This window comes from Citrobacter sp. CK180, from assembly GCF_030333655.1.
GTDB lineage: Bacteria > Pseudomonadota > Gammaproteobacteria > Enterobacterales > Enterobacteriaceae > Citrobacter_B > Citrobacter_B koseri.
In genome coordinates, this window is the sequence record NZ_JAOWFM010000051.1 from 44,169 (window position 1) to 65,594 (window position 21,426).

The 21,426-nt window shown below is 55.4% G+C and carries 21 protein-coding genes; 11 read left to right on the plus strand and 10 right to left on the minus strand.

The window, feature by feature from the left end:
- The 4 genes from OGV50_RS23670 to pspG all read left to right on the plus strand — a co-directional run.
- The coding region (locus OGV50_RS23670) for a hypothetical protein (RefSeq protein WP_502873425.1) at nucleotides 1-101 on the plus strand (101 nt) is incomplete at its 5' end.
- Nucleotides 98-784, plus strand: a complete 687-nt coding sequence (locus OGV50_RS12830; RefSeq protein WP_286488571.1) for a DUF2931 family protein — start codon at nucleotides 98-100, stop codon at nucleotides 782-784. The genes OGV50_RS23670 and OGV50_RS12830, both read left to right, overlap by 4 nt.
- Before the next feature lie 214 nt (nucleotides 785-998).
- On the plus strand, nucleotides 999-2,036 hold the full coding sequence (gene dusA, locus OGV50_RS12835) for a tRNA dihydrouridine(20/20a) synthase DusA (RefSeq protein ID WP_286488572.1): 1,038 nt from the start codon (nucleotides 999-1,001) through the stop codon (nucleotides 2,034-2,036).
- A 162-nt stretch (nucleotides 2,037-2,198) separates the two neighbouring features.
- Nucleotides 2,199-2,441 carry an envelope stress response protein PspG gene (gene pspG / locus OGV50_RS12840; protein ID WP_012134631.1) on the plus strand — a complete coding sequence of 81 codons (243 nt, stop codon included), beginning with the start codon at nucleotides 2,199-2,201 and terminating at the stop codon, nucleotides 2,439-2,441.
- 176 nt (nucleotides 2,442-2,617) lie between these two features.
- Here pspG and OGV50_RS12845 read toward each other — a convergent pair whose 3' ends face one another.
- Nucleotides 2,618-3,601, minus strand: a complete 984-nt coding sequence (locus OGV50_RS12845; RefSeq protein WP_012134630.1) for a quinone oxidoreductase — start codon at nucleotides 3,599-3,601, stop codon at nucleotides 2,618-2,620.
- An 81-nt stretch (nucleotides 3,602-3,682) separates the two neighbouring features.
- Here OGV50_RS12845 and dnaB point away from each other — a divergent pair, with 81 nt between their 5' ends.
- From dnaB to OGV50_RS12870, 5 genes are all read left to right on the plus strand, one after another.
- Complete coding sequence (gene dnaB / locus OGV50_RS12850) at nucleotides 3,683-5,098, plus strand: replicative DNA helicase (RefSeq protein ID WP_012134629.1); 1,416 nt, start codon at nucleotides 3,683-3,685, stop codon at nucleotides 5,096-5,098.
- A 118-nt stretch (nucleotides 5,099-5,216) separates the two neighbouring features.
- Nucleotides 5,217-6,296, plus strand: coding sequence for an alanine racemase (gene alr / locus OGV50_RS12855; protein WP_049011986.1), 1,080 nt, complete (start codon nucleotides 5,217-5,219; stop codon nucleotides 6,294-6,296).
- 148 nt (nucleotides 6,297-6,444) lie between these two features.
- Nucleotides 6,445-7,638: an aromatic amino acid transaminase gene (gene tyrB / locus OGV50_RS12860; protein WP_200091036.1), complete on the plus strand. Its 1,194-nt coding sequence runs from the start codon at nucleotides 6,445-6,447 to the stop codon at nucleotides 7,636-7,638.
- A gap of 306 nt (nucleotides 7,639-7,944) precedes the next feature.
- A complete protein-coding gene (aphA, locus tag OGV50_RS12865; RefSeq protein ID WP_012134616.1) occupies nucleotides 7,945-8,658 on the plus strand; it encodes an acid phosphatase AphA in 714 nt (237 codons plus the stop codon).
- A 202-nt stretch (nucleotides 8,659-8,860) separates the two neighbouring features.
- Complete coding sequence (locus OGV50_RS12870) at nucleotides 8,861-9,217, plus strand: MmcQ/YjbR family DNA-binding protein (protein ID WP_012134615.1); 357 nt, start codon at nucleotides 8,861-8,863, stop codon at nucleotides 9,215-9,217.
- Nucleotides 9,218-9,312: 95 nt separating this feature from the next.
- Here the strand turns inward: OGV50_RS12870 and uvrA are convergent, their stop codons facing one another.
- A complete protein-coding gene (uvrA, locus tag OGV50_RS12875; RefSeq protein ID WP_012134614.1) occupies nucleotides 9,313-12,135 on the minus strand; it encodes an excinuclease ABC subunit UvrA in 2,823 nt (940 codons plus the stop codon).
- 250 nt (nucleotides 12,136-12,385) lie between these two features.
- Between uvrA and ssb1 the strand changes: the two genes are divergently transcribed.
- Complete coding sequence (gene ssb1, locus OGV50_RS12880; protein ID WP_047459655.1) at nucleotides 12,386-12,922, plus strand: single-stranded DNA-binding protein SSB1; 537 nt, start codon at nucleotides 12,386-12,388, stop codon at nucleotides 12,920-12,922.
- Between the two features lie 260 nt (nucleotides 12,923-13,182).
- On the plus strand, nucleotides 13,183-13,614 hold the full coding sequence (locus OGV50_RS12885) for a universal stress protein (protein ID WP_012134612.1): 432 nt from the start codon (nucleotides 13,183-13,185) through the stop codon (nucleotides 13,612-13,614).
- Here the strand turns inward: OGV50_RS12885 and OGV50_RS12890 are convergent.
- From OGV50_RS12890 to OGV50_RS12925, 8 genes are all read right to left on the minus strand, one after another.
- On the minus strand, nucleotides 13,611-13,745 hold the full coding sequence (locus OGV50_RS12890) for a hypothetical protein (RefSeq protein ID WP_286488573.1): 135 nt from the start codon (nucleotides 13,743-13,745) through the stop codon (nucleotides 13,611-13,613). The two genes, OGV50_RS12885 and OGV50_RS12890, sit on opposite strands and share 4 nt — an antisense overlap.
- A gap of 70 nt (nucleotides 13,746-13,815) precedes the next feature.
- The gene (locus OGV50_RS12895; protein ID WP_286488574.1) at nucleotides 13,816-14,163 is read right to left on the minus strand and encodes a hypothetical protein; all 348 of its coding nucleotides are present in this window, start codon (nucleotides 14,161-14,163) and stop codon (nucleotides 13,816-13,818) included.
- Nucleotides 14,160-14,330 (minus strand): hypothetical protein, encoded by a 171-nt coding sequence (locus tag OGV50_RS12900; protein WP_286488575.1) that lies wholly within the window; start codon nucleotides 14,328-14,330, stop codon nucleotides 14,160-14,162. The genes OGV50_RS12895 and OGV50_RS12900 overlap by 4 nt, the downstream gene beginning before the upstream one ends.
- Nucleotides 14,331-14,559: 229 nt before the next feature.
- Entirely contained in the window at nucleotides 14,560-17,289 is a 2,730-nt protein-coding gene (locus OGV50_RS12905; RefSeq protein ID WP_502873424.1) for a cation-transporting P-type ATPase, read from the minus strand.
- Nucleotides 17,290-17,744: 455 nt separating this feature from the next.
- Nucleotides 17,745-18,512, minus strand: coding sequence for a Fe(3+) dicitrate ABC transporter ATP-binding protein FecE (fecE, locus tag OGV50_RS12910; RefSeq protein WP_286488576.1), 768 nt, complete (start codon nucleotides 18,510-18,512; stop codon nucleotides 17,745-17,747).
- Complete coding sequence (fecD, locus tag OGV50_RS12915) at nucleotides 18,513-19,469, minus strand: Fe(3+) dicitrate ABC transporter permease subunit FecD (RefSeq protein ID WP_286488577.1); 957 nt, start codon at nucleotides 19,467-19,469, stop codon at nucleotides 18,513-18,515.
- Nucleotides 19,466-20,452, minus strand: coding sequence for an iron-dicitrate ABC transporter permease FecC (fecC, locus tag OGV50_RS12920; protein ID WP_286488578.1), 987 nt, complete (start codon nucleotides 20,450-20,452; stop codon nucleotides 19,466-19,468). Before fecC ends, fecD begins: the two co-directional genes overlap by 4 nt.
- Entirely contained in the window at nucleotides 20,449-21,351 is a 903-nt protein-coding gene (locus OGV50_RS12925; protein ID WP_114647569.1) for a Fe(3+) dicitrate ABC transporter substrate-binding protein FecB, read from the minus strand. Before OGV50_RS12925 ends, fecC begins: the two co-directional genes overlap by 4 nt.
- Nucleotides 21,352-21,426 lie beyond the last annotated feature (75 nt).

The following is a 21,426-nucleotide window of genomic DNA, read 5'->3' on the forward strand; positions in this document are numbered from 1 at the left end:
TCTGCGCGAATACCGTTATTCCAGCGATACAGAAGCGTTTATCAAAGGAAAAACCTACCCCTACGGGGAGTGGTAATAACATGGACGGGAAACAACGATGAGCACACGATGGTTACGTATTCTGGCAGTCCTGCTGGCGCTGGCGGGGTGCAGTCACCCACAGACGTACCCCTTACAGTCGAAGCAGGCCGCCAGCGGCGACTGGTCTTTACCCTACGGGAAATGGAGTTTTTCTTTTATCACTCCCTGGCGACTTCCAGCACGGGTGAGGCAGGCTCGGGTGATTGATACAGACGGGTATCTCTATACTTTTAACACGGTTGACCATACGGACAAAGATCCGGATTCAGTTAACAAATGGAAGACAAATCTCCATCGGGGAGGGGTGACTTTTAATAAAGTTAATAAACCACCACAGTATATGATCTTCTGTTGGGATTCGTTCATTGACCATCAGACCTACGAAACCCGCGTGATGTTTTCTCCTGCCATATGGCAGAGGATGAAGACCCCAGCAGACCATACTGATCGTTCAGGAGATCCTTTCTGGTACAACAATATTCTGTTCGGCCTTGCGCCTGGTGGCAAGGTCAGGATCTGGTTCCCTGATGTGGGCGATTATCCTGCCATCCCCGTAACGCCCCGGAAAATCCACACCCTGTCGGGTAATGAACTGACGATCTGTAAGGAGGGGGCAAACAGCGGCTTTCTGCGCGAATACCGTTATTCCAGCGATACAGAAGCGTTTATCAAAGGAAAAACCTACCCCTACGGGGAGTGGTAATAACGTGGATGGGAAACAATGATGAACACACGAACAGTTATGATTCAGGCATTATTTCTCATGGCATCTTTTTAACCTCAATGTGCCATCTGCGTGCGGGTGTTTCTCTATGCTATAGTAGGCCATATCTCATTCCATTCTCCTCTGTAGGCTCCCATTTTTAGGGGGCTGTCAGAGGTACCGAGAATGCAAAAATACGTTAAAAAGTTTAAAAATGCATCAAAATAAAGAGTCACAAAACACGTTGCAAACCAACGTGATGCCAGAGAAGTTAGCCCTGTATCCTGCTCATCGTTTTTCTATCGCGCCGATGCTCGACTGGACGGACAGACATTGTCGCTACTTCCTGCGTCTGCTGTCTCGCCAGACGTTGCTCTATACCGAGATGCTAACTACCGGGGCGATCATTCATGGTAAAGGCGACTATCTGGCATACAGCGAGGAAGAGCATCCGGTGGCGTTGCAGCTTGGCGGCAGCGATCCGGCTGCGCTGGCGCAATGCGCGAAACTGGCGCAGGCGCGAGGATATGACGAAATTAACCTTAACGTAGGCTGCCCGTCTGACCGTGTACAAAACGGCATGTTTGGCGCCTGTCTGATGGGAAATGCGCAACTGGTGGCGGATTGCGTGAAGGCGATGCGGGACGTAGTGTCGATCCCGGTAACGGTCAAAACCCGTATCGGTATTGACGATCAGGACAGCTATGAATTTCTCTGTGACTTCATCAATACGGTCGCCGGTAAAGGCGAATGCGAGATGTTTATTATCCACGCGCGCAAGGCATGGCTCTCCGGGCTCAGTCCGAAGGAAAACCGCGAGATCCCGCCGCTGGATTACCCGCGCGTTTACCAGTTAAAGCGTGACTTCCCGCATCTGACCATGTCCATCAACGGCGGTATTACGTCGCTGGAAGAGGCGAAAGCGCATCTGGAGCATATGGATGGCGTGATGATCGGGCGCGAAGCCTATCAAAACCCGGGTATTCTGGCCTCCGTTGACCGTGAAATCTTTGGCGCGACCACGGCGGATGCCGATCCTGTGGCTGTCGTTCGCGCCATGTATCCGTACATTGAGCGTGAACTGAGCCAGGGGACATACCTCGGGCATATTACCCGTCATATGCTGGGGCTGTTTCAGGGGATTCCTGGCGCGCGCCAGTGGCGCCGTTATCTGAGCGAAAATGCCCATAAAGCAGGCGCCGACATTGACGTGCTGGAACATGCGCTGAAACGGGTGGCGGATAAGCGTTAAGTTCTCACTAAAAGTTAGTCAATTTCACCACGCCCTGCGCACAGTCGCGGGGCGTTTTGTTTGCAAATCAATAGATTAATTTTGGCATGTTTCTTGTAATGGTCTGAATATGTCGGCCCGCAAAGCGCTACGCCACCGGGCATTCCATATTCAGGGGGAATCATGCTGGAACTACTTTTTGTGATGGGCTTTTTTATCATGCTGATGGCCACCGGCGTGTCATTGTTGGGAATTCTGGCCGCGCTGATGGTGGCGACCGCCGTGATGTTCCTGGGCGGGATGTTTGCGTTGGTGATCAAACTGCTGCCGTGGTTGCTGTTGGCTGTTGCCGTGGTGTGGGTCATCAAAGCGGTAAAAACGCCAAAAATCCCACAGTATCAGCGCAATAACCGTCGGTTTTACTAAGGTATTGTGCAGAGGATCACAACCTGTAACTTTCTTCTTAGAAGCAAATAGGAATTGATTATCAAATCTGTCACTATTGCGCGGCTAATGAATTCATCGAGCTGTACCCTACATACAGCCGAACTAAAAAAGAAAGGGCTTCCCATGTGGAAGCCCTAATTCTTTTCCCTGTCATACTACGGAATGAGCAGACTCGATCCCTGCGTTGCCCGGCTTTCCAGCACCTCATGCGCGCGCTGCGCATCTTTCAACGCGTATTTCTGATTCTCCGCGACCTCGACTTTTATCACGCCGCTGGCAATCAGTGAAAACAGCTCGTTGCTGGCTTCGGTCAATTCATCGCGACTGGTGATATAACCCTGAAGAGAAGGGCGAGTGACGTACAGCGAGCCTTTTTGGTTCAGGATGCCTAAGTTAACGCCGGTCACAGGGCCGGAAGCGTTACCAAAACTTACCATCAGCCCCCGGCGTTGCAGGCAATCCAGCGACGCTTCCCAGGTATCTTTCCCGACTGAATCGTAAACCACCCGTACTTTTTTGCCGCCGGTAATCTCTTTCACCCGTTCAGCGATATTTTCTTCACGATAGTTAATCACTTTCCATGCGCCAGCCTGTAAGGCAATTTGCGCTTTCTGCGCGCTGCCTACCGTGCCAATAAGTTTTGCGCCCAACGCTTTAGCCCACTGGCAGGCGATAAGGCCCACGCCCCCGGCGGCGGCATGGAACAAAAACGGTTCGTCGGGTTTAACCTCATAGGTTTTGCGCAGCAGATAAAAGACCGTTAATCCTTTCAGAAAAGAGGCGGCAGCCTGCTCGAAAGAGATCGCTTTAGGGAGAATGGCGGCCTTATCGGCGGGAACATTGTGTACCGAACTGTAAGCCCCGAGCGCAGACTGGGCATAAACGACGCGGTCGCCCGCTTTAATATGTTTAACGTTGCTGCCGACTTTACTCACCACGCCCGCCGCTTCGGTGCCCAACCCGCTGGGCAGGGATGGCGGTGGATAGAGCCCACTGCGAATATAGGTATCAATGTAGTTGATGCCAATCGCTTTATTTTCGACCTGGATTTCGTTTTCCGCCGGGTCTACAGGGGTAAAGTCCACTGCTTTCAGGACGTCAGGGCCACCGTGCTTGTGAAATTCAATTCGTGTTGCCATGCTTCCTCCAGAACGTATCGTAAGGGTCCACTTATATGGTAAAGTTTCGACCCATTCTTTATCTCGGTAACTCCATTCACTATGGCAGGAAATAAACCCTTCAACAAACAACAGACTGATGCGCGTGACCGTGATTTGCAGGTTGACGGGCTGAAAGTACCGCCGCACTCGATTGAAGCGGAACAGTCGGTGTTGGGCGGTTTAATGCTGGATAACGAACGCTGGGACGATGTCGCCGAACGCGTAGTGGCGGATGACTTTTATACCCGGCCGCACCGGCATATTTTTACCGAAATGCACCGTTTGCAGGAGATGGGGAAACCCATTGACCTAATCACGCTGGCGGAGTCGCTGGAAATTCAGGGGCAACTGGACAGCGTTGGCGGTTTTGCTTACCTGGCGGAGTTATCCAAAAATACGCCAAGTGCGGCGAACATTAGCGCTTATGCGGATATTGTCCGCGAACGTGCCGTTGTTCGCGATATGATTTCCGTCGCCCATGAAATTGCCGATGCGGGTTACGATCCGCAGGGGCGCAACAGCGACGAGCTGCTGGATCTCGCGGAATCTCGCGTTTTCCAGATTGCGGAAAACCGCGCCAATAAAGACGAAGGCCCGAAAAGCATCGATCAAATCCTCGATGCGACCGTGGCGCGCATTGAAACCCTTTTCCAGCAGCCGCATGACGGTGTGACAGGGGTCGATACCGGTTATCAGGACTTAAACAAAAAAACCGCCGGTTTGCAGCGCTCGGATCTGATCATCGTTGCGGCGCGTCCGTCGATGGGTAAAACGACATTTGCGATGAACCTCTGCGAAAACGCCGCGATGTTGCAGGAGAAACCGGTACTGATCTTCAGTCTGGAGATGCCCGGCGAACAGATTATGATGCGTATGCTGGCGTCGCTGTCGCGCGTGGATCAGACGCGCATTCGTACGGGTCAGCTGGATGACGAAGACTGGGCGCGTATTTCCGGTACGATGGGCATCCTGCTGGAGAAGCGCAATATGTATATTGACGATTCATCCGGCCTGACGCCGACGGAAGTTCGCTCGCGCGCCCGTCGTATCTACCGTGAACATGGCGGGTTAAGCCTGATCATGATCGACTACCTGCAACTGATGCGCGTGCCGTCGCTCTCCGATAACCGTACGCTGGAAATCGCGGAAATCTCCCGCTCGCTGAAAGCGCTGGCAAAAGAGCTACAGGTGCCGGTGGTGGCGCTGTCGCAGCTTAACCGCTCTCTGGAACAACGCGCCGATAAACGCCCGGTCAACTCGGATCTGCGTGAATCCGGCTCCATCGAGCAGGATGCCGACTTGATCATGTTTATCTATCGTGACGAGGTTTATCACGAAAACAGCGACTTAAAAGGCATCGCAGAAATTATTATTGGTAAACAACGTAACGGCCCAATCGGTACGGTACGTCTGACGTTTAACGGGCAATGGTCGCGTTTTGATAACTATGCGGGACCGCAATACGACGACGAGTAAATCTCCTTCATCATTCACGCCGCAGATGCGTTGACTGCGCCCGCTTACCCCTTCGGGGACAGCGCGTTTTGTCCTGCAACGCGAATGATTTTGGCGATTCTTTTTATAAGGAATTCAAATGCAAGCGGCAACTGTAGTCATTAACCGCCGCGCTCTGCGACACAATCTGCAACGTCTGCGTGAACTGGCGCCTGCCAGCAAGCTGGTTGCGGTCGTGAAAGCGAACGCTTACGGACACGGTCTTCTGGAGACCGCGCGAACGCTCCCTGATGCCGACGCTTTCGGCGTCGCCCGCCTTGAAGAAGCCCTGCGCCTGCGGGCGGGCGGGATCACGCAGCCCATTCTGTTGCTGGAAGGTTTTTTTGAAGCCACCGATCTGCCAGTCATCTCTGCACAGCATCTGCATACCGCCGTGCATAACGAAGAACAGCTTGCCGCGCTGGAAGCTGCCGGGCTGGATGAGCCGGTAACGGTGTGGATGAAACTGGATACGGGAATGCATCGTCTGGGCGTGCGTCCTGAAAAAGCCGAAGCGTTTTATCAACGGCTTACGCAGTGTAAAAACGTGCGCCAGCCGGTAAATATCGTCAGCCATTTCGCCCGCGCCGATGAGCCAGAATGCGGTGCGACCGAGCAGCAACTCGATATTTTTAATACCTTCTGCGAAGGTAAACCGGGGCAACGCTCCATCGCCGCTTCCGGCGGCATCCTGCTGTGGCCGCAGTCTCATTTTGACTGGGCGCGACCGGGCATCATCCTCTACGGCGTCTCGCCGCTGGAAAATCAGTCCACTGGCGAAGATTTTGGCTGCCAGCCGGTCATGTCGCTAATCTCCAGCCTCATTGCCGTTCGCGAGCATAAAGCGGGCGAACCGGTGGGTTACGGCGGCACATGGATCAGCGAGCGTGATACGTGTCTGGGCGTGGTTGCTATGGGCTATGGCGATGGTTATCCGCGTGCGGCGCCGTCCGGTACGCCGGTGCTGGTTAACGGTCGGGAAGTGACGATTGTCGGTCGCGTGGCGATGGACATGATCTGCGTCGATTTAGGCCCTCAGGCGCAGGACAAAGCAGGCGATCCGGTCATTTTGTGGGGGGAAGGCCTGCCCGTTGAGCGCATTGCGGAAATAACAAAAGTGAGTGCTTACGAACTTATCACGCGCCTGACATCAAGGGTTGCGATGAAGTACATCGATTAAATGCGTGCCGGGTGGCGCATTGATCCCAGGCCGGATAAGGCGGATACCCCGCCATCCGGCGATATTCACATCAACATCCTCTCGATCTTCTCTCACTTCCGGTTTATTGTGTTTTAACCCCCTGCCTGTAAACCTGGAGAACCACAGCGTGTTTCAAAAAGTTGACGCCTACGCTGGCGACCCGATTCTTTCGCTTATGGAGCGTTTCAAAGAGGATTCGCGTAGCGACAAAGTGAATCTCAGCATCGGTCTGTATTACAACGAAGAGGGCATCATTCCTCAGCTTAAAGCCGTTGCCGAAGCGGAAGCCCGGATTAATGCACAGCCGCACGGCGCGTCGCTGTACCTGCCAATGGAAGGTCTCAATACCTATCGCCATACCATTGCGCCGTTGCTGTTTGGCGCCGATCATCCGGTTCTTCAGCAGCAACGCGTGGCGACAATTCAGACGCTGGGCGGTTCCGGCGCGCTGAAGGTAGGGGCGGATTTCCTGAAGCGTTATTTTCCTGAATCCGCCGTGTGGGTCAGTGACCCGACCTGGGAAAACCACATCGCAATTTTTGAAGGCGCTGGTTTCGAAGTAAGTACTTACCCCTGGTATGACAACGCCACTAACGGCTTACGTTTCAACGATTTGCTGGCGACCCTCAACACCTTGCCTGCCCGCAGCATTGTGCTGCTGCATCCGTGCTGCCATAACCCGACCGGTGCTGATTTAACCCATTCGCAGTGGGATGCGGTTATTGAGATCCTGAAAGCGCGCGAGTTGATTCCGTTCCTCGACATTGCCTATCAGGGATTTGGCGCCGGTATGGAAGATGATGCCTACGCGATTCGCGCCATTGCCAGCGCCGGATTACCCGCGCTGGTCAGTAACTCTTTCTCGAAGATCTTCTCGCTGTATGGCGAACGTGTGGGCGGGCTTTCGGTGGTCTGTGAAGACGCTGAGGCCGCAGGCCGCGTGTTGGGTCAGCTCAAAGCCACCGTGCGCCGTAACTACTCCAGCCCGCCGAATTTTGGCGCGCAGGTGGTTGCCGCCGTACTGAACGATGAGGCGCTCAAAGCCAGCTGGCTGGCGGAAGTGGAAGCAATGCGCACGCGTATCCTGGCGATGCGTCAGGAACTGGTGAATGTCCTGAACGCCGAGATACCGGGCCGTAACTTTGATTATCTGCTGCAACAGCGCGGCATGTTCAGCTATACCGGCCTGAGCGTTGCACAGGTGGACCGTCTGCGTGATGAGTTCGGCGTCTACCTGATCGCCAGCGGACGCATGTGCGTGGCGGGTCTGAATTCCGGCAATGTCCAGCGCGTGGCGAAGGCGTTTGCTGCGGTGATGTAAGTGATTGTGTTGCCGGATGGCGGCGTTGCCTTATCCTCCTACAAAGCAGCCCGTAGGCCCGGTAAGCGGTAGCGCCACCGGGCGACCTGCCGGATGGCGGCGTTGCCTTATCCGGCCTACAAAGCAACTCGTAGGCCCGGTAAGCGGTAGCGCTGCCCCTTCCATTCATATGTGATCATCCTCTTTTTCTGTAACAAAACCGCAGAAAATTCTTCCTTTCACCTGCCGCTGGGGTTATGGTCAGAGAGTTTTTTGACCAGTCAATATAATTAAAAATCATAACTAACTGACTATTTAGGGAAAAATATGCGCAAGATAACCCTGGCCTTGAGCGCCTTTTGTTTACTTTTCACGTTAAATAATTCAGCAATCGCCCTGGCGTCCTCGCCGTCGCCGCTAAATCCTGGCACCAATGTTGCGAAACTCGCCGAGCAGTCTCCCATCCACTGGGTTTCTGTCGCGCAGATCGAAAATAGCCTGGCGGGTCGTCCTCCCATTGCTGTCGGGTTTGATATTGATGACACCGTGCTGTTTTCCAGCCCTGGCTTCTGGCGCGGCAAAAAAGTCTATTCGCCAGAAAGCGAGGATTATCTGAAAAATCCGGCATTCTGGGAGAAGATGAACAACGGCTGGGATGAGTTCAGCATTCCGAAAGAGGTGGCGCGTCTGCTCATCGATATGCACGTCCGGCGTGGCGACAGCATCTTTTTTGTCACGGGGCGGAGCCAGACGAAAACCGAAACCGTCTCGAAAACGCTGGCTGATGATTTCCACATTCCCGCAGCCAATATGAATCCTGTGATTTTTGCAGGCGACAAGCCGGGCCAGAACACCAAAACGCAGTGGCTACAGGAGAAAAATATCCGCATCTTCTACGGCGACTCCGACAATGACATTACGGCAGCCCGTGACGCGGGCATTCGTGGCATCCGCATCCTGCGCGCCTCCAACTCTACCTATAAACCGTTGCCGCAGGCCGGCGCGTTTGGGGAAGAGGTGATTGTGAACTCGGAATATTAAAACCGGCGGAACCTTTTGCCCCAGGACTGATAAAACGCATTAGCGTCGCCATCCGGCCTACAGTGGCATCATCCGGCAAGATTCTCAATCGCTGTTTTTTTGAACAAAATTGAGCTGCTGGCTTTTACCTTTGGCGGACTTGCTGCAAACTGAGTAAGAGACGTTCTCAGTGGGGCAATATGCTTAAAAGGGGAATAAGAAGATGACCAATTCGGAGTTACTGCAATATTGCATGGCAAAAACAGGCGCGGAACAGAGCGTTCACAGTGACTGGAAAGCCACACAAATCAAGGTTGAAGATGTGCTTTTTGCCATGGTGAAAGAGGTGGAAAATCGCCCGGCGGTATCTTTGAAAACCAGCCCTGAACTGGCGGAGTTGCTGCGCCAGCAACACAGCGATGTGCGACCAAGCCGACATCTTAATAAAGCGCACTGGAGCACCGTCTACCTGGACGGTTCGCTACCGGATTCGCAAATCTATTATCTGGTGGATGCCTCTTATCAACTGGCGGTAAGTACCCTGCCGGAGGACAAGCGTAAGCTGTTGGTGCAGCCGTGAGCCGTTTTGCCGGATGCGGCGCAAGCGCCTTATCGAGCCTACAAACTATTACGCATATTCTGTAGGCCCGATAAGCGCAGCGCCATCGGGCATTATTACAGCATTGGTTTGAGGAAACGGGCAGTATGTGATGCTTCACACTCTGCGACCGTCTCCGGCGTCCCGGAAACAAGAATTTCGCCGCCGCCGCTGCCGCCTTCCGGGCCGAGATCGACAATCCAGTCCGCCGTCTTAATGACGTCCAGGTTGTGCTCAATCACCACAATGGTGTTGCCCTGGTCGCGCAACTGGTGCAGCACGTCCAGCAGTTGCTGAATATCGGCAAAATGCAGACCGGTGGTCGGTTCATCCAGAATGTACAGCGTCTGCCCGGTGCCGCGTTTCGACAATTCACGCGCCAGCTTCACGCGCTGTGCTTCACCGCCGGAGAGCGTGGTGGCGGACTGACCGAGACGGATGTAGGTCAGACCCACGTCCATCAACGTTTGCAGCTTACGCGCCAGCGCCGGAACGGCGTCAAAAAATTCGCGCGCTTCTTCGATGGTCATATCCAGCACTTCGTGGATAGTCTTGCCCTTGTACTTAATCTCCAGCGTTTCGCGGTTATAGCGCTTGCCTTTGCACTGGTCGCACGGTACGTAAATATCCGGCAGGAAGTGCATTTCAACCTTGATGACGCCGTCGCCCTGACAGGCTTCGCAACGCCCGCCGCGCACGTTAAAGCTGAAACGTCCCGGCGTATAGCCGCGTGAGCGTGATTCCGGCACGCCAGCGAACAGCTCACGTACGGGCGTAAACACGCCGGTATACGTTGCCGGGTTAGAGCGCGGCGTACGGCCAATCGGACTCTGGTCGATGTCGATGACTTTGTCGAAATGCTCCAGCCCCTGAATATCACGATACGGCGCAGGTTCCGCAATGGTCGCCCCGTTTAACTGGCGCTGGGCAATCGGGAACAGCGTGTCGTTGATAAGCGTAGACTTACCCGACCCGGATACGCCGGTAATACAGGTAAACAGGCCAACCGGCAGCGTCAGGGTGACGTCTTTCAGGTTGTTGCCGCGCGCGCCGGTCAGCTTCAGCACTTTCTCCGGGTTCGCGGGAACGCGCTGTTTCGGCACTTCAATCTTGCGTTTGCCGCTCATGTACTGGCCGGTGAGGGATTCCGGCACCGCCATAATCGCCTCCAGCGGCCCTTCGGCCACGACCTGACCGCCGTGTACGCCAGCGCCGGGGCCGATATCGATCACATGGTCGGCGGCGCGGATGGCGTCTTCGTCATGCTCCACCACAATCACGGTATTGCCGAGGTTACGCAGGTGAATCAGCGTTCCCAGCAAACGTTCGTTATCGCGCTGATGGAGACCGATAGACGGTTCATCCAGCACATACATCACGCCTACCAGCCCCGCGCCAATCTGGCTGGCCAGACGGATACGCTGGGCTTCGCCGCCGGACAAGGTCTCTGCCGAACGGGACAGCGTCAGGTAGTTGAGGCCGACGTTTACCAGGAACTTGAGGCGGTCGCCAATCTCCTTGAGGATCTTCTCCGCAATCTTTGCACGCTGGCCTGCGAGCTTGAGATTGTTGAAGAAGTCCATCGCATGGCCGATGCTCATGTCGGAGATCGCAGGCAGCGGAGTATTCTCGACGAAGACATGACGTGCTTCACGGCGCAGACGCGTGCCTTCACAACTGGCGCACGGACGGTTGCTGATGAATTTAGCTAACTCTTCACGTACCGCGCTGGACTCCGTCTCTTTGTAACGGCGCTCCATGTTGTGCAGCACGCCTTCGAACGGATGGCGACGCACGGAGGTGTCGCCACGATCGTTGATGTATTTGAACTCGATGCTCTCTTTGCCGGAACCGTACAGAACGACTTTATGCACATTCTGACTCAGACTTCCCCACGGCGCTTCCACGTCGAACTTATAGTGTTCCGCCAGCGATTTCAGCATCTGGAAGTAATAGAAGTTACGGCGATCCCAGCCGCGAATCGCGCCGCCAGCCAGAGAAAGCTCCGGGTTCTGGATCACGCGATCGGGATCGAAATATTGCTGTACGCCGAGGCCGTCGCAGGTCGGGCAGGCTCCCGCCGGGTTGTTGAACGAGAACAGACGCGGTTCCAGCTCGCGCATACTGTAGCCGCAAATTGGGCAGGCGAAGTTGGCGGAGAAGAGCAGCTCTTCCGCTTTCGTATCGTCCATATCCGCGACGATCGCGGTGCCGCCGGAGAGTTCCAGCGCGGTTTCAAAAGATTCCGCCAGGCGCTGGGACAGATCGCTACGGACTTTGAAACGATCGATCACGACCTCAATGGTGTGTTTCTTTTGCAGCTCCAGCTTCGGCGGATCGGAGAGATCGCAGACCTCGCCATCAATACGGGCGCGGATGTAGCCCTGGCTGGCCAGGTTTTCCAGCGTTTTGGCGTGCTCGCCTTTGCGCTCTTTAATAATGGGCGCCAGCAGCATCAGGCGTTTGCCTTCCGGCTGAGACAGCACGTTATCCACCATCTGGCTGACGGTTTGCGCCGCCAGCGGGACGTCATGATCTGGGCAGCGCGGTTCACCCACGCGGGCGAACAGCAGACGCAGATAGTCATGTATTTCGGTAATTGTACCTACCGTAGAGCGCGGGTTATGGGATGTCGATTTCTGCTCAATTGAGATAGCGGGCGACAGCCCCTCAATATGGTCGACATCTGGTTTTTCCATCAAAGACAGAAACTGACGCGCATATGCGGAAAGGGATTCAACGTAACGACGCTGCCCTTCGGCATACAAGGTGTCAAAAGCGAGCGAGGATTTGCCAGAACCCGAAAGCCCGGTGACGACAATCAGTTTGTCGCGCGGGATGACGAGGTTGATGTTTTTGAGATTATGGGTGCGGGCGCCCCGAACTTCGATCTTATCCATTCACCTTTCCCGGATTAAAACGCTTTTTCCCGGCCGCATGGCGCTACCGGCGATCACAAACGGTTAATTATGACACAACTCAACCTGAATGGATATACAGTATTGGAATGCAAAACACAGGCTACTGTGTAACAATGTCCGCCCAAGGTTGTTTACTGGAATCAGCCTCGCATCGTAGTAAAAACGCTATTGGTAATGCTACAATCGCGCGTTTACACTTATTCAGAAACGTTTTTCAGGAGACTCGATCATGGCCAGCAGAGGCGTAAACAAGGTGATTCTCGTCGGTAATCTGGGCCAGGACCCGGAAGTACGCTACATGCCAAATGGTGGCGCAGTTGCCAACATTACGCTGGCTACTTCCGAATCCTGGCGTGATAAGCAGACCGGTGAGATGAAAGAGCAGACGGAATGGCACCGCGTTGTGCTGTTCGGCAAACTGGCGGAAGTGGCCAGCGAATATCTGCGTAAAGGTTCTCAGGTTTACATTGAAGGTCAGCTGCGTACCCGTAAATGGACCGATCAGTCCGGTCAGGACAAATACACCACTGAAGTGGTGGTCAACGTTGGCGGCACCATGCAGATGCTGGGTGGCCGTCAGGGCGGCGGCGCTCCGGCTGGCGGCAATATGGGCGGCGGTCAGCAGCAGGGCGGTTGGGGTCAGCCTCAGCAACCGCAGGGCGGCAACCAGTTCAGCGGCGGCGCGCAGTCCCGTCCACAGCAACAATCCGCTCCGGCACCGTCTAACGAACCGCCAATGGATTTCGACGACGACATCCCGTTCTGATGAATTAAAAAAGCTCCCTTCACGGGAGCTTTTTTTTGGCTGAAATAGCGTGCAATTAAATAGCAGGCTTGTCAGTTTTGTCACCGGACGTAAATATATCTACAGACTTTATGGGTTATTTCCTTTCTTGCTTATGATCAAAAAAGACAGGGTATTATTGATTATTATTCCCCCGTTATTTTGGTCGAATGAATGCTGAATCTTGCCAGGTCTTTTCAGGGATATGTGATTAGCCTGTCAGCTAACTTAAGGAAATCATCATGAATAAAGTCATTTTAATGCCCGTTGATATTCTGGCGATGGATCTCTCTGACAAAGCCATTGCCTACGCTGATCATATGGTGGACAAAGAAAACGGCGTGATCCATCTGCTGCATGTGTTCCCTAAACTGGGTACCTCCCCAATGCGTGGTTTTGCCTCGGATATCAGAAAATACGAGGAATACATGACGAATGACGCGCAAGAAAAAATGCTTAACCTTGCGAGAAAATTCAAAACGCCGTTGGAGAATATTCGTTTTGAAGTCCGTCATGGCAATATTCGTGATGAAGTAAATAACGCGGTAGAAGCGCATAACGCCGAGATGATTATCATCGGTTCGCGCAAGCCGGGTATTGCAACGCATTTGCTCGGTTCGGCTGCGGCGAATATTTTGCGATACGCGAAAATTCCGGTGATGGTCATTCGTTAATCTGCCATGCCCGGTGGCGCTTTGCTTACCGGGCCGACAAAACCTCTCTCCCGTAGGCCGGATAAGGCGCTTGCGCCGCCATCCGGCGTCATGCCCGGTGGCGCTTCGCTTACCGGGCCGACAAAATTCACTCCCGTAGGCTGGATAAGGCGTTTGTGCCGCCATCCGGCGCTATGCCCGGTGGCGCTTCGCTTACCGGGCCTACAAGATTAACTCCCGTAGGCCGGATAAGGCGCTTGCGCCGCCATCCGGTGTTATGCCCGGTGGCGCTTTGCTTACCGGGCCAACAAAACCTCTCTCCCGTAGGCCGGATAAGGTGCTTGTGCCGCCATCCGGTGCCATGCCCGGTGGCGCTTTGCTTACCGGGCCTACAAAACCTCTCTCCTGTAGGCCGGATAAGGCGTTTGCGCCGCCATCCGGCGTCATGCCTGGTGGCGCTTCGCTTACCGGGCCGACAAAACCTCTCTCCCGTAGGCCGGATAAGGCGCTTGCGCCGCCATCCGTCGCCATGCCCGGTGGCGCTTCGCTTACCGGGCCTACAAAATTCACTCCCGTAGGCCGGATAAGGCGCTTGCGCCGCCATCCGGCGTCATGCCCGGTGGCGCTTCGCTTACCGGGCTGACAAAATCCCTCTCCCGTAGGCCGGATAAGGCACTTGCGCCGCCATCCGGCGCCATGCCCGGTGGCGCTTTGCTTACCGGGCTTACAAGATTCACTCCCGTAGGCCGGATAAGGCGCTTGCGCCGCCATCCGGTGTTATGCCGGTGGCGCTTTGCTTACCGGGCCTACAAAATCCCTCTCCCGTAGGCCGGATAAGGCGTTTGTGCCGCCATCCGGCGTCATGCCCGGTGGCGCTTCGCTTACCGGGCCGACAAAACCCCTCTCCCATCGGCAAAAAAAAAGCCTCCGCTACGGGTGGCTTTTTTCTTCGCGGTGAACCGCCGGCTATTTCCGGCGGAATTTACGGGTGAGCGGTTTCTCTATCTCCACAATGCAGAACAGCACTGCGCCGATAGCGAAGGTTATGCCCCAGTAACGCAGCGGCAGCGCTTCTGTGCCAAACAGCATCTGCATGAAAGGCATATAGATAATCGCCAGCTGTAACAGCAACAGAATGCCGCTGACCATCCAGATGCCTTTATTCATCAGCAGCCCGCGTCCCAGCGAGAAACCATCCGAAACCCGACAGTTGAGCATATATACCCACTGTGCGGTGACCAGCGTCTGCAACAGCACGGTACGGATAAACTCCGGGCTGTGGCCGCGAGGCTGCAACCAGGCTTCCAGCGCAAAGGCGCAGGCCGCAATTAACGTTCCGACAAAACCGACGCGCCAGATAGCAAAGGCATCCATGACGTTCTCATTACTCTGGCGTGGCGGGCGTCGCATGATGTTGCGCTCACCGGCTTCAAATGCCAGCCCGAACGACAGCGTGGCGGAGGTCGCCATGTTCATCCACAGAATCAGTACCGGCGTGAGCGGAATCAGGTTCCCAGCCAACAGGGCAATGATGATCAGCAGACCCTGTGCCAGGTTGGTGGGCATGATGAACAGAATCGTTTTCTTCAGGTTGTCGTAAACGCGACGCCCCTCCTGCACGGCGCTGGCGATGGTGGCGAAGTTGTCGTCCGTCAGTACCATGTCCGCGGCTTCTTTTGTCACTTCCGTGCCTTTGATGCCCATCGCGATGCCGACGTCCGCCTGCTTCAGCGCGGGGGCGTCGTTGACTCCGTCGCCGGTCATACCGACAATCTCGCCTTTGTTTTGCAGCGCCTTCACCAGACGCAGTTTATGTTCAGGGCTGGTGCGGGCAAAGATGTCGTAAGTGACAGCAGCTTCGGCTAATGCCGCATCGTCCATCTGCTCCAGTTCGTAGCCCGTTACCGCGTGGGTGCTGTTATGAATCCCCAGCATGCCGCCGATACTCATGGCCGTTTGCGGGTGATCGCCGGTGATCATCTTCACGCGAATCCCCGCCTGCTGGCAGGCCTGGATTGCGTCAATGGCCTCTGGACGCGGCGGGTCCATCATACCTGCGATGCCCAGGAAGATCAGACCGTCATTCAGGCACTCATGGGTGAGAGAGGCGGCTTCTGCACGCCCTGGCTTCCAGGCTGCCGCAACCATGCGCAGACCTTCTTTCGCATAGCGTGCGATCTCCGCTTCCCAGTGATTTTGCGTAAGGGCTTCAGTACCGGTACCGGTACCGGTAGCGGTTTGCTGTAGCTGGCACAGTTTAAACAACACATCTGGTGCGCCGGTCACCAGTACGCGCTCTTCATTTCCAATGCGATGGTGCGTCGCCATGTATTTGTACTGCGAATCGAACGGGATTTTGCTGCGCAGTTCAGTTTCAATGGCGGGAAGGCGCGCTTTTGCCGCCAGCACTTTTAAGGCCCCTTCCGTTGGCCCGCCGGTGATGCCCCAGTGACCGTTTTCGTCCTGAATCAATTGGCTGTCATTACACAGGTCGATAGTGCGAAGGTAGTTCTCCAGCAGGCTGCCGGGCAGGATCTCTACCGCAGCGTCGCTCTCCTCAGTATGGATCTCGCCCATTGGCTCATAGCTGTTGCCCTGAACGCGATAATTTTTGTCCGCCGTAATAATGGCTTTTACCGTCATCTCATTCATGGTCAGGGTGCCCGTTTTATCGGAACAGATCACGGACATCGCACCCAGCGTCTCGACCGTCGGCAGCTTGCGGATAATGGCGCGTTTGCGGGCCATCGTCTGTACGCCGAGCGACAGAATAATCGAGATGATCGCGGGTAGCCCTTCCGGTACGGCCGCGACGGCAAGGCTAATCAGAGAAAGCAGCAGTTCGCCCATCGGCATATCGCGCAGCAGCAGGCTGAACACAAATAGTCCTGCCATCATGGCGACGATAATGGCGAAAATGGCTTTGCCGAGTTTATCCATCTGAACCAGCAGCGGGGTACGGTGCTTCTCAATGCCCGTCATCATCTGGTTGATGTGGCCGAGTTCAGTCTCTTCACCGGTGGCGATAACCACGCCCAGCCCGGCGCCTGCGCTGATGGTGGTGCCGGAGAACAGCAGATTTTTACGATCGCCTAACGGCAGTTCGCCGGTAAGGGTGTCGGCTGTTTTATCGATAACGGTAGACTCGCCCGTCAGGATGGCCTCTTCAACCCGCAGGTTATGGGCTTCCATAACGCGAAGATCTGCCGGGATGCGATCGCCTGCGCGCAGCACGACGATATCGCCCACCACCAGTTCGGTTGTGGGGACGGTTTCATGTTGACCGTTGCGGATAGCGACCGCTGAGTTCGACAGCATATTGCGGATGCTTTTCAGCGATTTTTCCGCGTTATTTTCCTGAATGTGGCCAATCAGCGCGTTGATAATGGCAACACCCAAAATGACGGCCGTATCCACCCAATGACCCATGACAGCAGTCAGCACCGCCGCAGCGATCAGGACATAAATCAGAACATCGTGGAAATGCGCCAGGAAGCGTAACCATGCCGGTTTGTCTGCTTTTTCTGGCAGCGCGTTAGGCCCATGCTGCGCGAGGCGCGCGCTGGCTTCATTTTGCGTCAGCCCGGAAGGCTGACTCTGCTTTTTTTCAAGTACCTCGTTAACAGATTGCTGGTACGGTTTTTTTTCAACGCATGGCGCAGAATGGAGACGATTTTTATTCGGCATTCTGGTCAATTTAAAATTCCTCGAAGTATAAAATGCATAATGTTTTGAATCGCGCTTATACTATTAAAATAAAGAGTCTGAATTATTGACATTAATCAATGGCGTTTCGTTAAAGATTATTTTATCTTGATGGTTAGATAACGCTTGTAGCGTATATTTTCAGTGTTTTGATGGAAGTGTAAATTTAGTAAAGGAGGTAATTATGTTAGGAATATATAGCGGTAGGCGATTGATGTTACTGGTTATTTTTGCAATCATCATCGCGGTAATTAGCGGGATTTCAACCTACGCCTTCGTTAAATATCTGGGTTGAAAAACACTAAATATAGTGTTCCTTACATAACTTTTAAATACTTAAGGTTAATGACAGAGAATAAAAATAAAGGGCATAAGAATATATTTTTGATGAGCAGTCTGACAGGATGAACAGACTGCTCTGGACAGGTAAAAATATGGCTAGCAGACTAACGAATAATACACATTGGTTTTCCTGTCAGCGGTTCAGGGTGAATTTCCGCATCAACCTGAAATACCTTGCGTAATAATTCTGGTTGCATCACATCAACAGGTTGCCCTTGCGCAATCACATTCCCCTGCGCCAGCACGACAAGATGATCACAATAGCGACTTGCCTGATTCAGGTCGTGCAGTACCGTCACAACCGTTTTTCCCGCCTGTTTTAGCATCTGCATGAGCGCCATCAACTCCACCTGATGATTAATGTCGAGCCAGGTGGTGGGTTCATCCAGTAATACAATGGGCGTATTCTGCGCTAACACCATCGCCAGAAAGACGCGCTGCCGCTGACCGCCGGACAGCTCCGTCAGCCGCCTGTCTGCCAGCGCGTCAGTGTGCGTCTGCGCCATTGCCCGGTTGACATGCTGATGGTCGTCGCGAGAAAGCCGCCCCCACAGCGGCAGCCACGGGCTGCGGCCATAGCTGACCAGTTCCCGCACGGTGATCCCTTCCGGCGTCATGTGCTGTTGCGGCAGTAGCGCCAGGTGACGCGAAAGCGCGCGGGGTGAGAAGGCCGACAGTGGCTTACCCGCAATGTGCAAGGTACCGGATTGCGGTATGAGCAGGCGGGCAAGGCATTTCAGCAGCGTCGATTTGCCGCAGCCATTAGGCCCCAGTAATGCGGTGATCTGCCCGGCGGGTAGCGTAACCGACAGGCCGTCAAGAATGCGTTTATCACCGTATCCGGCAGTCAGGTTTTCACATCTGATATCCATTTAGCGCATCCTCACAAGCAACCAGATGAACCACGGCGCGCCGATAATGGCGGTGAGCATGCCTGCCGGAAGCTCCGTGGGAGGGGTAATGATCCTTGCCAGCAAATCGGCCAGCGTTAAGACAAATGCGCCGATTAGCGCAGCGCCGGGCAGCAGCCAGTGATGGCGCCCTCCCAGCAGGCGTCGGGTCAGGTGGGGCACGACCAGGCTGACGAAAGCTATCGGCCCGCAAACTGCCACGCTGGTGGCTGCCAGCGCGACGGCGAGGAGCAATCCCAGGCGCTGCGCCCGACTGACCGGGACGCCGAGCGTGCTGGCGCGATCATCGCCCAGCGCCAGCAGATCCAGATCGCGGCAAAACCAGGCGCTGAGTGGAATAAGCGCCAGCATTACCGGCAGCGCCACATACACAAACGACCAGCCGCGTCCCCATAAACTGCCGGTCAGCCACAGCAGCGCGTTGTTAACGTCCTGCGGGTGGGAGAGCATCAGGTAATCCGTCAGGCTGGCCCAGGTTGCCGACAACGCCACGCCGATTAACGCCAGACGCAGGGGGGAGGAGCGACCCGCAATCGCACGCAGCAAGATCAGCGCACAAAGCCCGCCCACAAATGCCAGCAGCGGCAGCCAGACGACCGACAGCGATGGCAGCAGCATGAGTGCGCTTACCGTCGCCAGACTGGCGGCATGGTTCACCCCTAAAATATCCGGCGAGGCCAGCGGATTACGCACGATGCCTTGCACCAGTACGCCGGAAATCGCCAGGGCGGCGCCGACGAATATCGCCAGCAGCAGTCGCGGCAGACGATACTGGGTCAGAACATAGTGGTGCTCGTGACCGGTATGCCAGCCATCGATCAGCGCGGACCAGGGTAGGGGAACCACGCCCAGACGCAATGACAGCAGCGCGGTGATGCTCAGCAGGAGCAACGTGATGAGCAGAATAAAGGCTTTCATCCACGCCTCCTTGCCAGCCAGACAAAACACGGCGCGCCAATCAGCGCCAGCACTGCGCCTGCCGGAAGCTCGCCCGGCCAGGCCAGCGCTCGCGCCAGAATATCCGCCAGCAGCATAAACGTTGCGCCCATCAGCAGGCTCATCGGCAGCAACTTACGCTGGTCGTGACCCGACCACGCCCTGGCCAGATGCGGCATTAACAGGCCGATAAACGCCACCGGCCCCGCCACGCTGACGCAGGCACCGACCAGCACCAGCACGCCGATATTGACGGTAAGCCGCAGCCGAAACAGGTTTACGCCGAGCGTGTGTGCGGCGACATCGCTGACGTTGAGCAGATTAAGGGCGTTCGCCAGCAGCAGCATGGCGGGAATAATCACCAGAACAAAAGGAAAGAGCTGCCAGAACTCAGCCCAGCGCACATGGGCAATACCGCCCGCCAGCCATGAAAAAATGCTGTAAGCGTGGTCTTCCGCCAATAACAGCGTGATGCGGGTCAGCGCCATACACAGCGCGGAGAGCGCGATTCCGGCGAGAATCAGTTTGTTGCGGTCGGGCTCCTGTCGCCAGCCGCCGCCAGCCAGCATCACCAGAAGCCAGGCGAGGCCTCCGCCTGCGGCGGCGATAAACGCGATGGAATACCCGCTGAGCAGCATGGGGCTGAATGCGCTGGTTAACGCTATCGCCAGTGCCGCACCGCTGTTAATGCCGGTCAGAGAAGGGGAGGCCAGCGGGTTATGCGTCAGGGTTTGCAGCAATGTTCCCGCCAGGGCAAGGCTGGCGCCAATCAGCAATGCCACCAGGCTGCGCGGCAGACGTAAATTACGCACCAACGCCTCCGAAAGCGGAGGCGTTGAAGAAGGAAACAGGGCATGCAGAGCACTGACGGGTGAAATCGGGATCGCCGAGTAGCAGAACAGGCTCAGCCAGAACGCCGCCAGGAGCGCCAGTACGGGCGCTCCCCAAATGATCAATGTCCTCATTGCGTGGTATCAGGCGTCTGGTGATGAAAGATTTTCACCGTATCGCCGGCAATGCGTTCCGCAGCGAAAATCCCGCGCATCCGCGCCCAGCTATTGCTATCGACAGCGGCAACCTGGTGGTGTTGCGACGCCTGGAGCATGGACCACAACGTATCCTGCTGCCAGCGTTTAACGATGCTCTCCTGGCGGTAGTGCGCGACAATCAGCCACTGCGGATCGAGCGCCAGTAGCCGCTCCAGATTAATCGTGGTCATTGGCGCAGAGTTGATTGCCTCCGGCACGCGCAGACCCAGCGCAGCGAGCACGCCGCCCGTATACGATTCGCGGCTGTGCAGATTAAACTGCTGTTCGCGTGAGGTGCCGAATACCACGCTGGCCCCTTTCGGCAAGTGGGCGGCAAACGCGCGCATACGTTCCCGATGCAACGTCAGCCGTTTTTGCATTTCAGCATCTTTACCTGATACTTTCCCGATGATCGCGGCGGATTGCAGATTTTCAGCGTACGTTTCATTGCGGGATTTGAGCAACAACACGGGGGCGATCTCTTGCAGCGCGGCGTAAATCCCTGCGTGGCGGCTGCTGTCAGCGATAATCAGGTCAGGCTTTAGCGCGCCGATCGCCTCAAGGCTCGGCTGAGCGCGCGTGCCGACGGACTGCCATTGCCCGATAATCTGGCGCACTTCCGGCAGCAGACGCGTGGGATCGTTGTCATCGGCGATCCCCACCGGACTGACGTTCACCGCCGCCAGCGCATCGGCAAACGACAGTTCCAGTACGACAATCCGTTGCGGCGTTTTATTCAGGGTAAAGGCGCCGTGTTCATCCTGCACCGTCACGGCAAAAACCGGCGCAGCCAGGACGATCAGGCTGAAAAAATAAACGCGAATAAAAGCAAACATAGTCAACTCCGGTTGCCGGATGGCGCTGCGCTTACCTGGCCTACGTCACTCTGTAGGCCAGGTAAGGCATTTACG

What these genes read in the sequence shown, in the direction of transcription:
- OGV50_RS12885 (WP_012134612.1), top strand. Translation starts at nt 13,183, where the DNA reads ATGAATAAAGTCATTTTAATGCCCGTTGATATTCTGGCGATGGATCTC.
- fecE (WP_286488576.1), bottom strand. Translation starts at nt 18,512, where the DNA reads ATGGATATCAGATGTGAAAACCTGACTGCCGGATACGGTGATAAACGC.
- OGV50_RS12830 (WP_286488571.1), top strand. Translation starts at nt 98, where the DNA reads ATGAGCACACGATGGTTACGTATTCTGGCAGTCCTGCTGGCGCTGGCG.
- ssb1 (WP_047459655.1), top strand. Translation starts at nt 12,386, where the DNA reads ATGGCCAGCAGAGGCGTAAACAAGGTGATTCTCGTCGGTAATCTGGGC.
- OGV50_RS12845 (WP_012134630.1), bottom strand. Translation starts at nt 3,601, where the DNA reads ATGGCAACACGAATTGAATTTCACAAGCACGGTGGCCCTGACGTCCTG.
- OGV50_RS12870 (WP_012134615.1), top strand. Translation starts at nt 8,861, where the DNA reads ATGACCAATTCGGAGTTACTGCAATATTGCATGGCAAAAACAGGCGCG.
- alr (WP_049011986.1), top strand. Translation starts at nt 5,217, where the DNA reads ATGCAAGCGGCAACTGTAGTCATTAACCGCCGCGCTCTGCGACACAAT.
- OGV50_RS12925 (WP_114647569.1), bottom strand. Translation starts at nt 21,351, where the DNA reads ATGTTTGCTTTTATTCGCGTTTATTTTTTCAGCCTGATCGTCCTGGCT.
- pspG (WP_012134631.1), top strand. Translation starts at nt 2,199, where the DNA reads ATGCTGGAACTACTTTTTGTGATGGGCTTTTTTATCATGCTGATGGCC.
- fecD (WP_286488577.1), bottom strand. Translation starts at nt 19,469, where the DNA reads ATGAAAGCCTTTATTCTGCTCATCACGTTGCTCCTGCTGAGCATCACC.
- uvrA (WP_012134614.1), bottom strand. Translation starts at nt 12,135, where the DNA reads ATGGATAAGATCGAAGTTCGGGGCGCCCGCACCCATAATCTCAAAAAC.
- dusA (WP_286488572.1), top strand. Translation starts at nt 999, where the DNA reads ATGCATCAAAATAAAGAGTCACAAAACACGTTGCAAACCAACGTGATG.
- aphA (WP_012134616.1), top strand. Translation starts at nt 7,945, where the DNA reads ATGCGCAAGATAACCCTGGCCTTGAGCGCCTTTTGTTTACTTTTCACG.
- dnaB (WP_012134629.1), top strand. Translation starts at nt 3,683, where the DNA reads ATGGCAGGAAATAAACCCTTCAACAAACAACAGACTGATGCGCGTGAC.
- fecC (WP_286488578.1), bottom strand. Translation starts at nt 20,452, where the DNA reads ATGAGGACATTGATCATTTGGGGAGCGCCCGTACTGGCGCTCCTGGCG.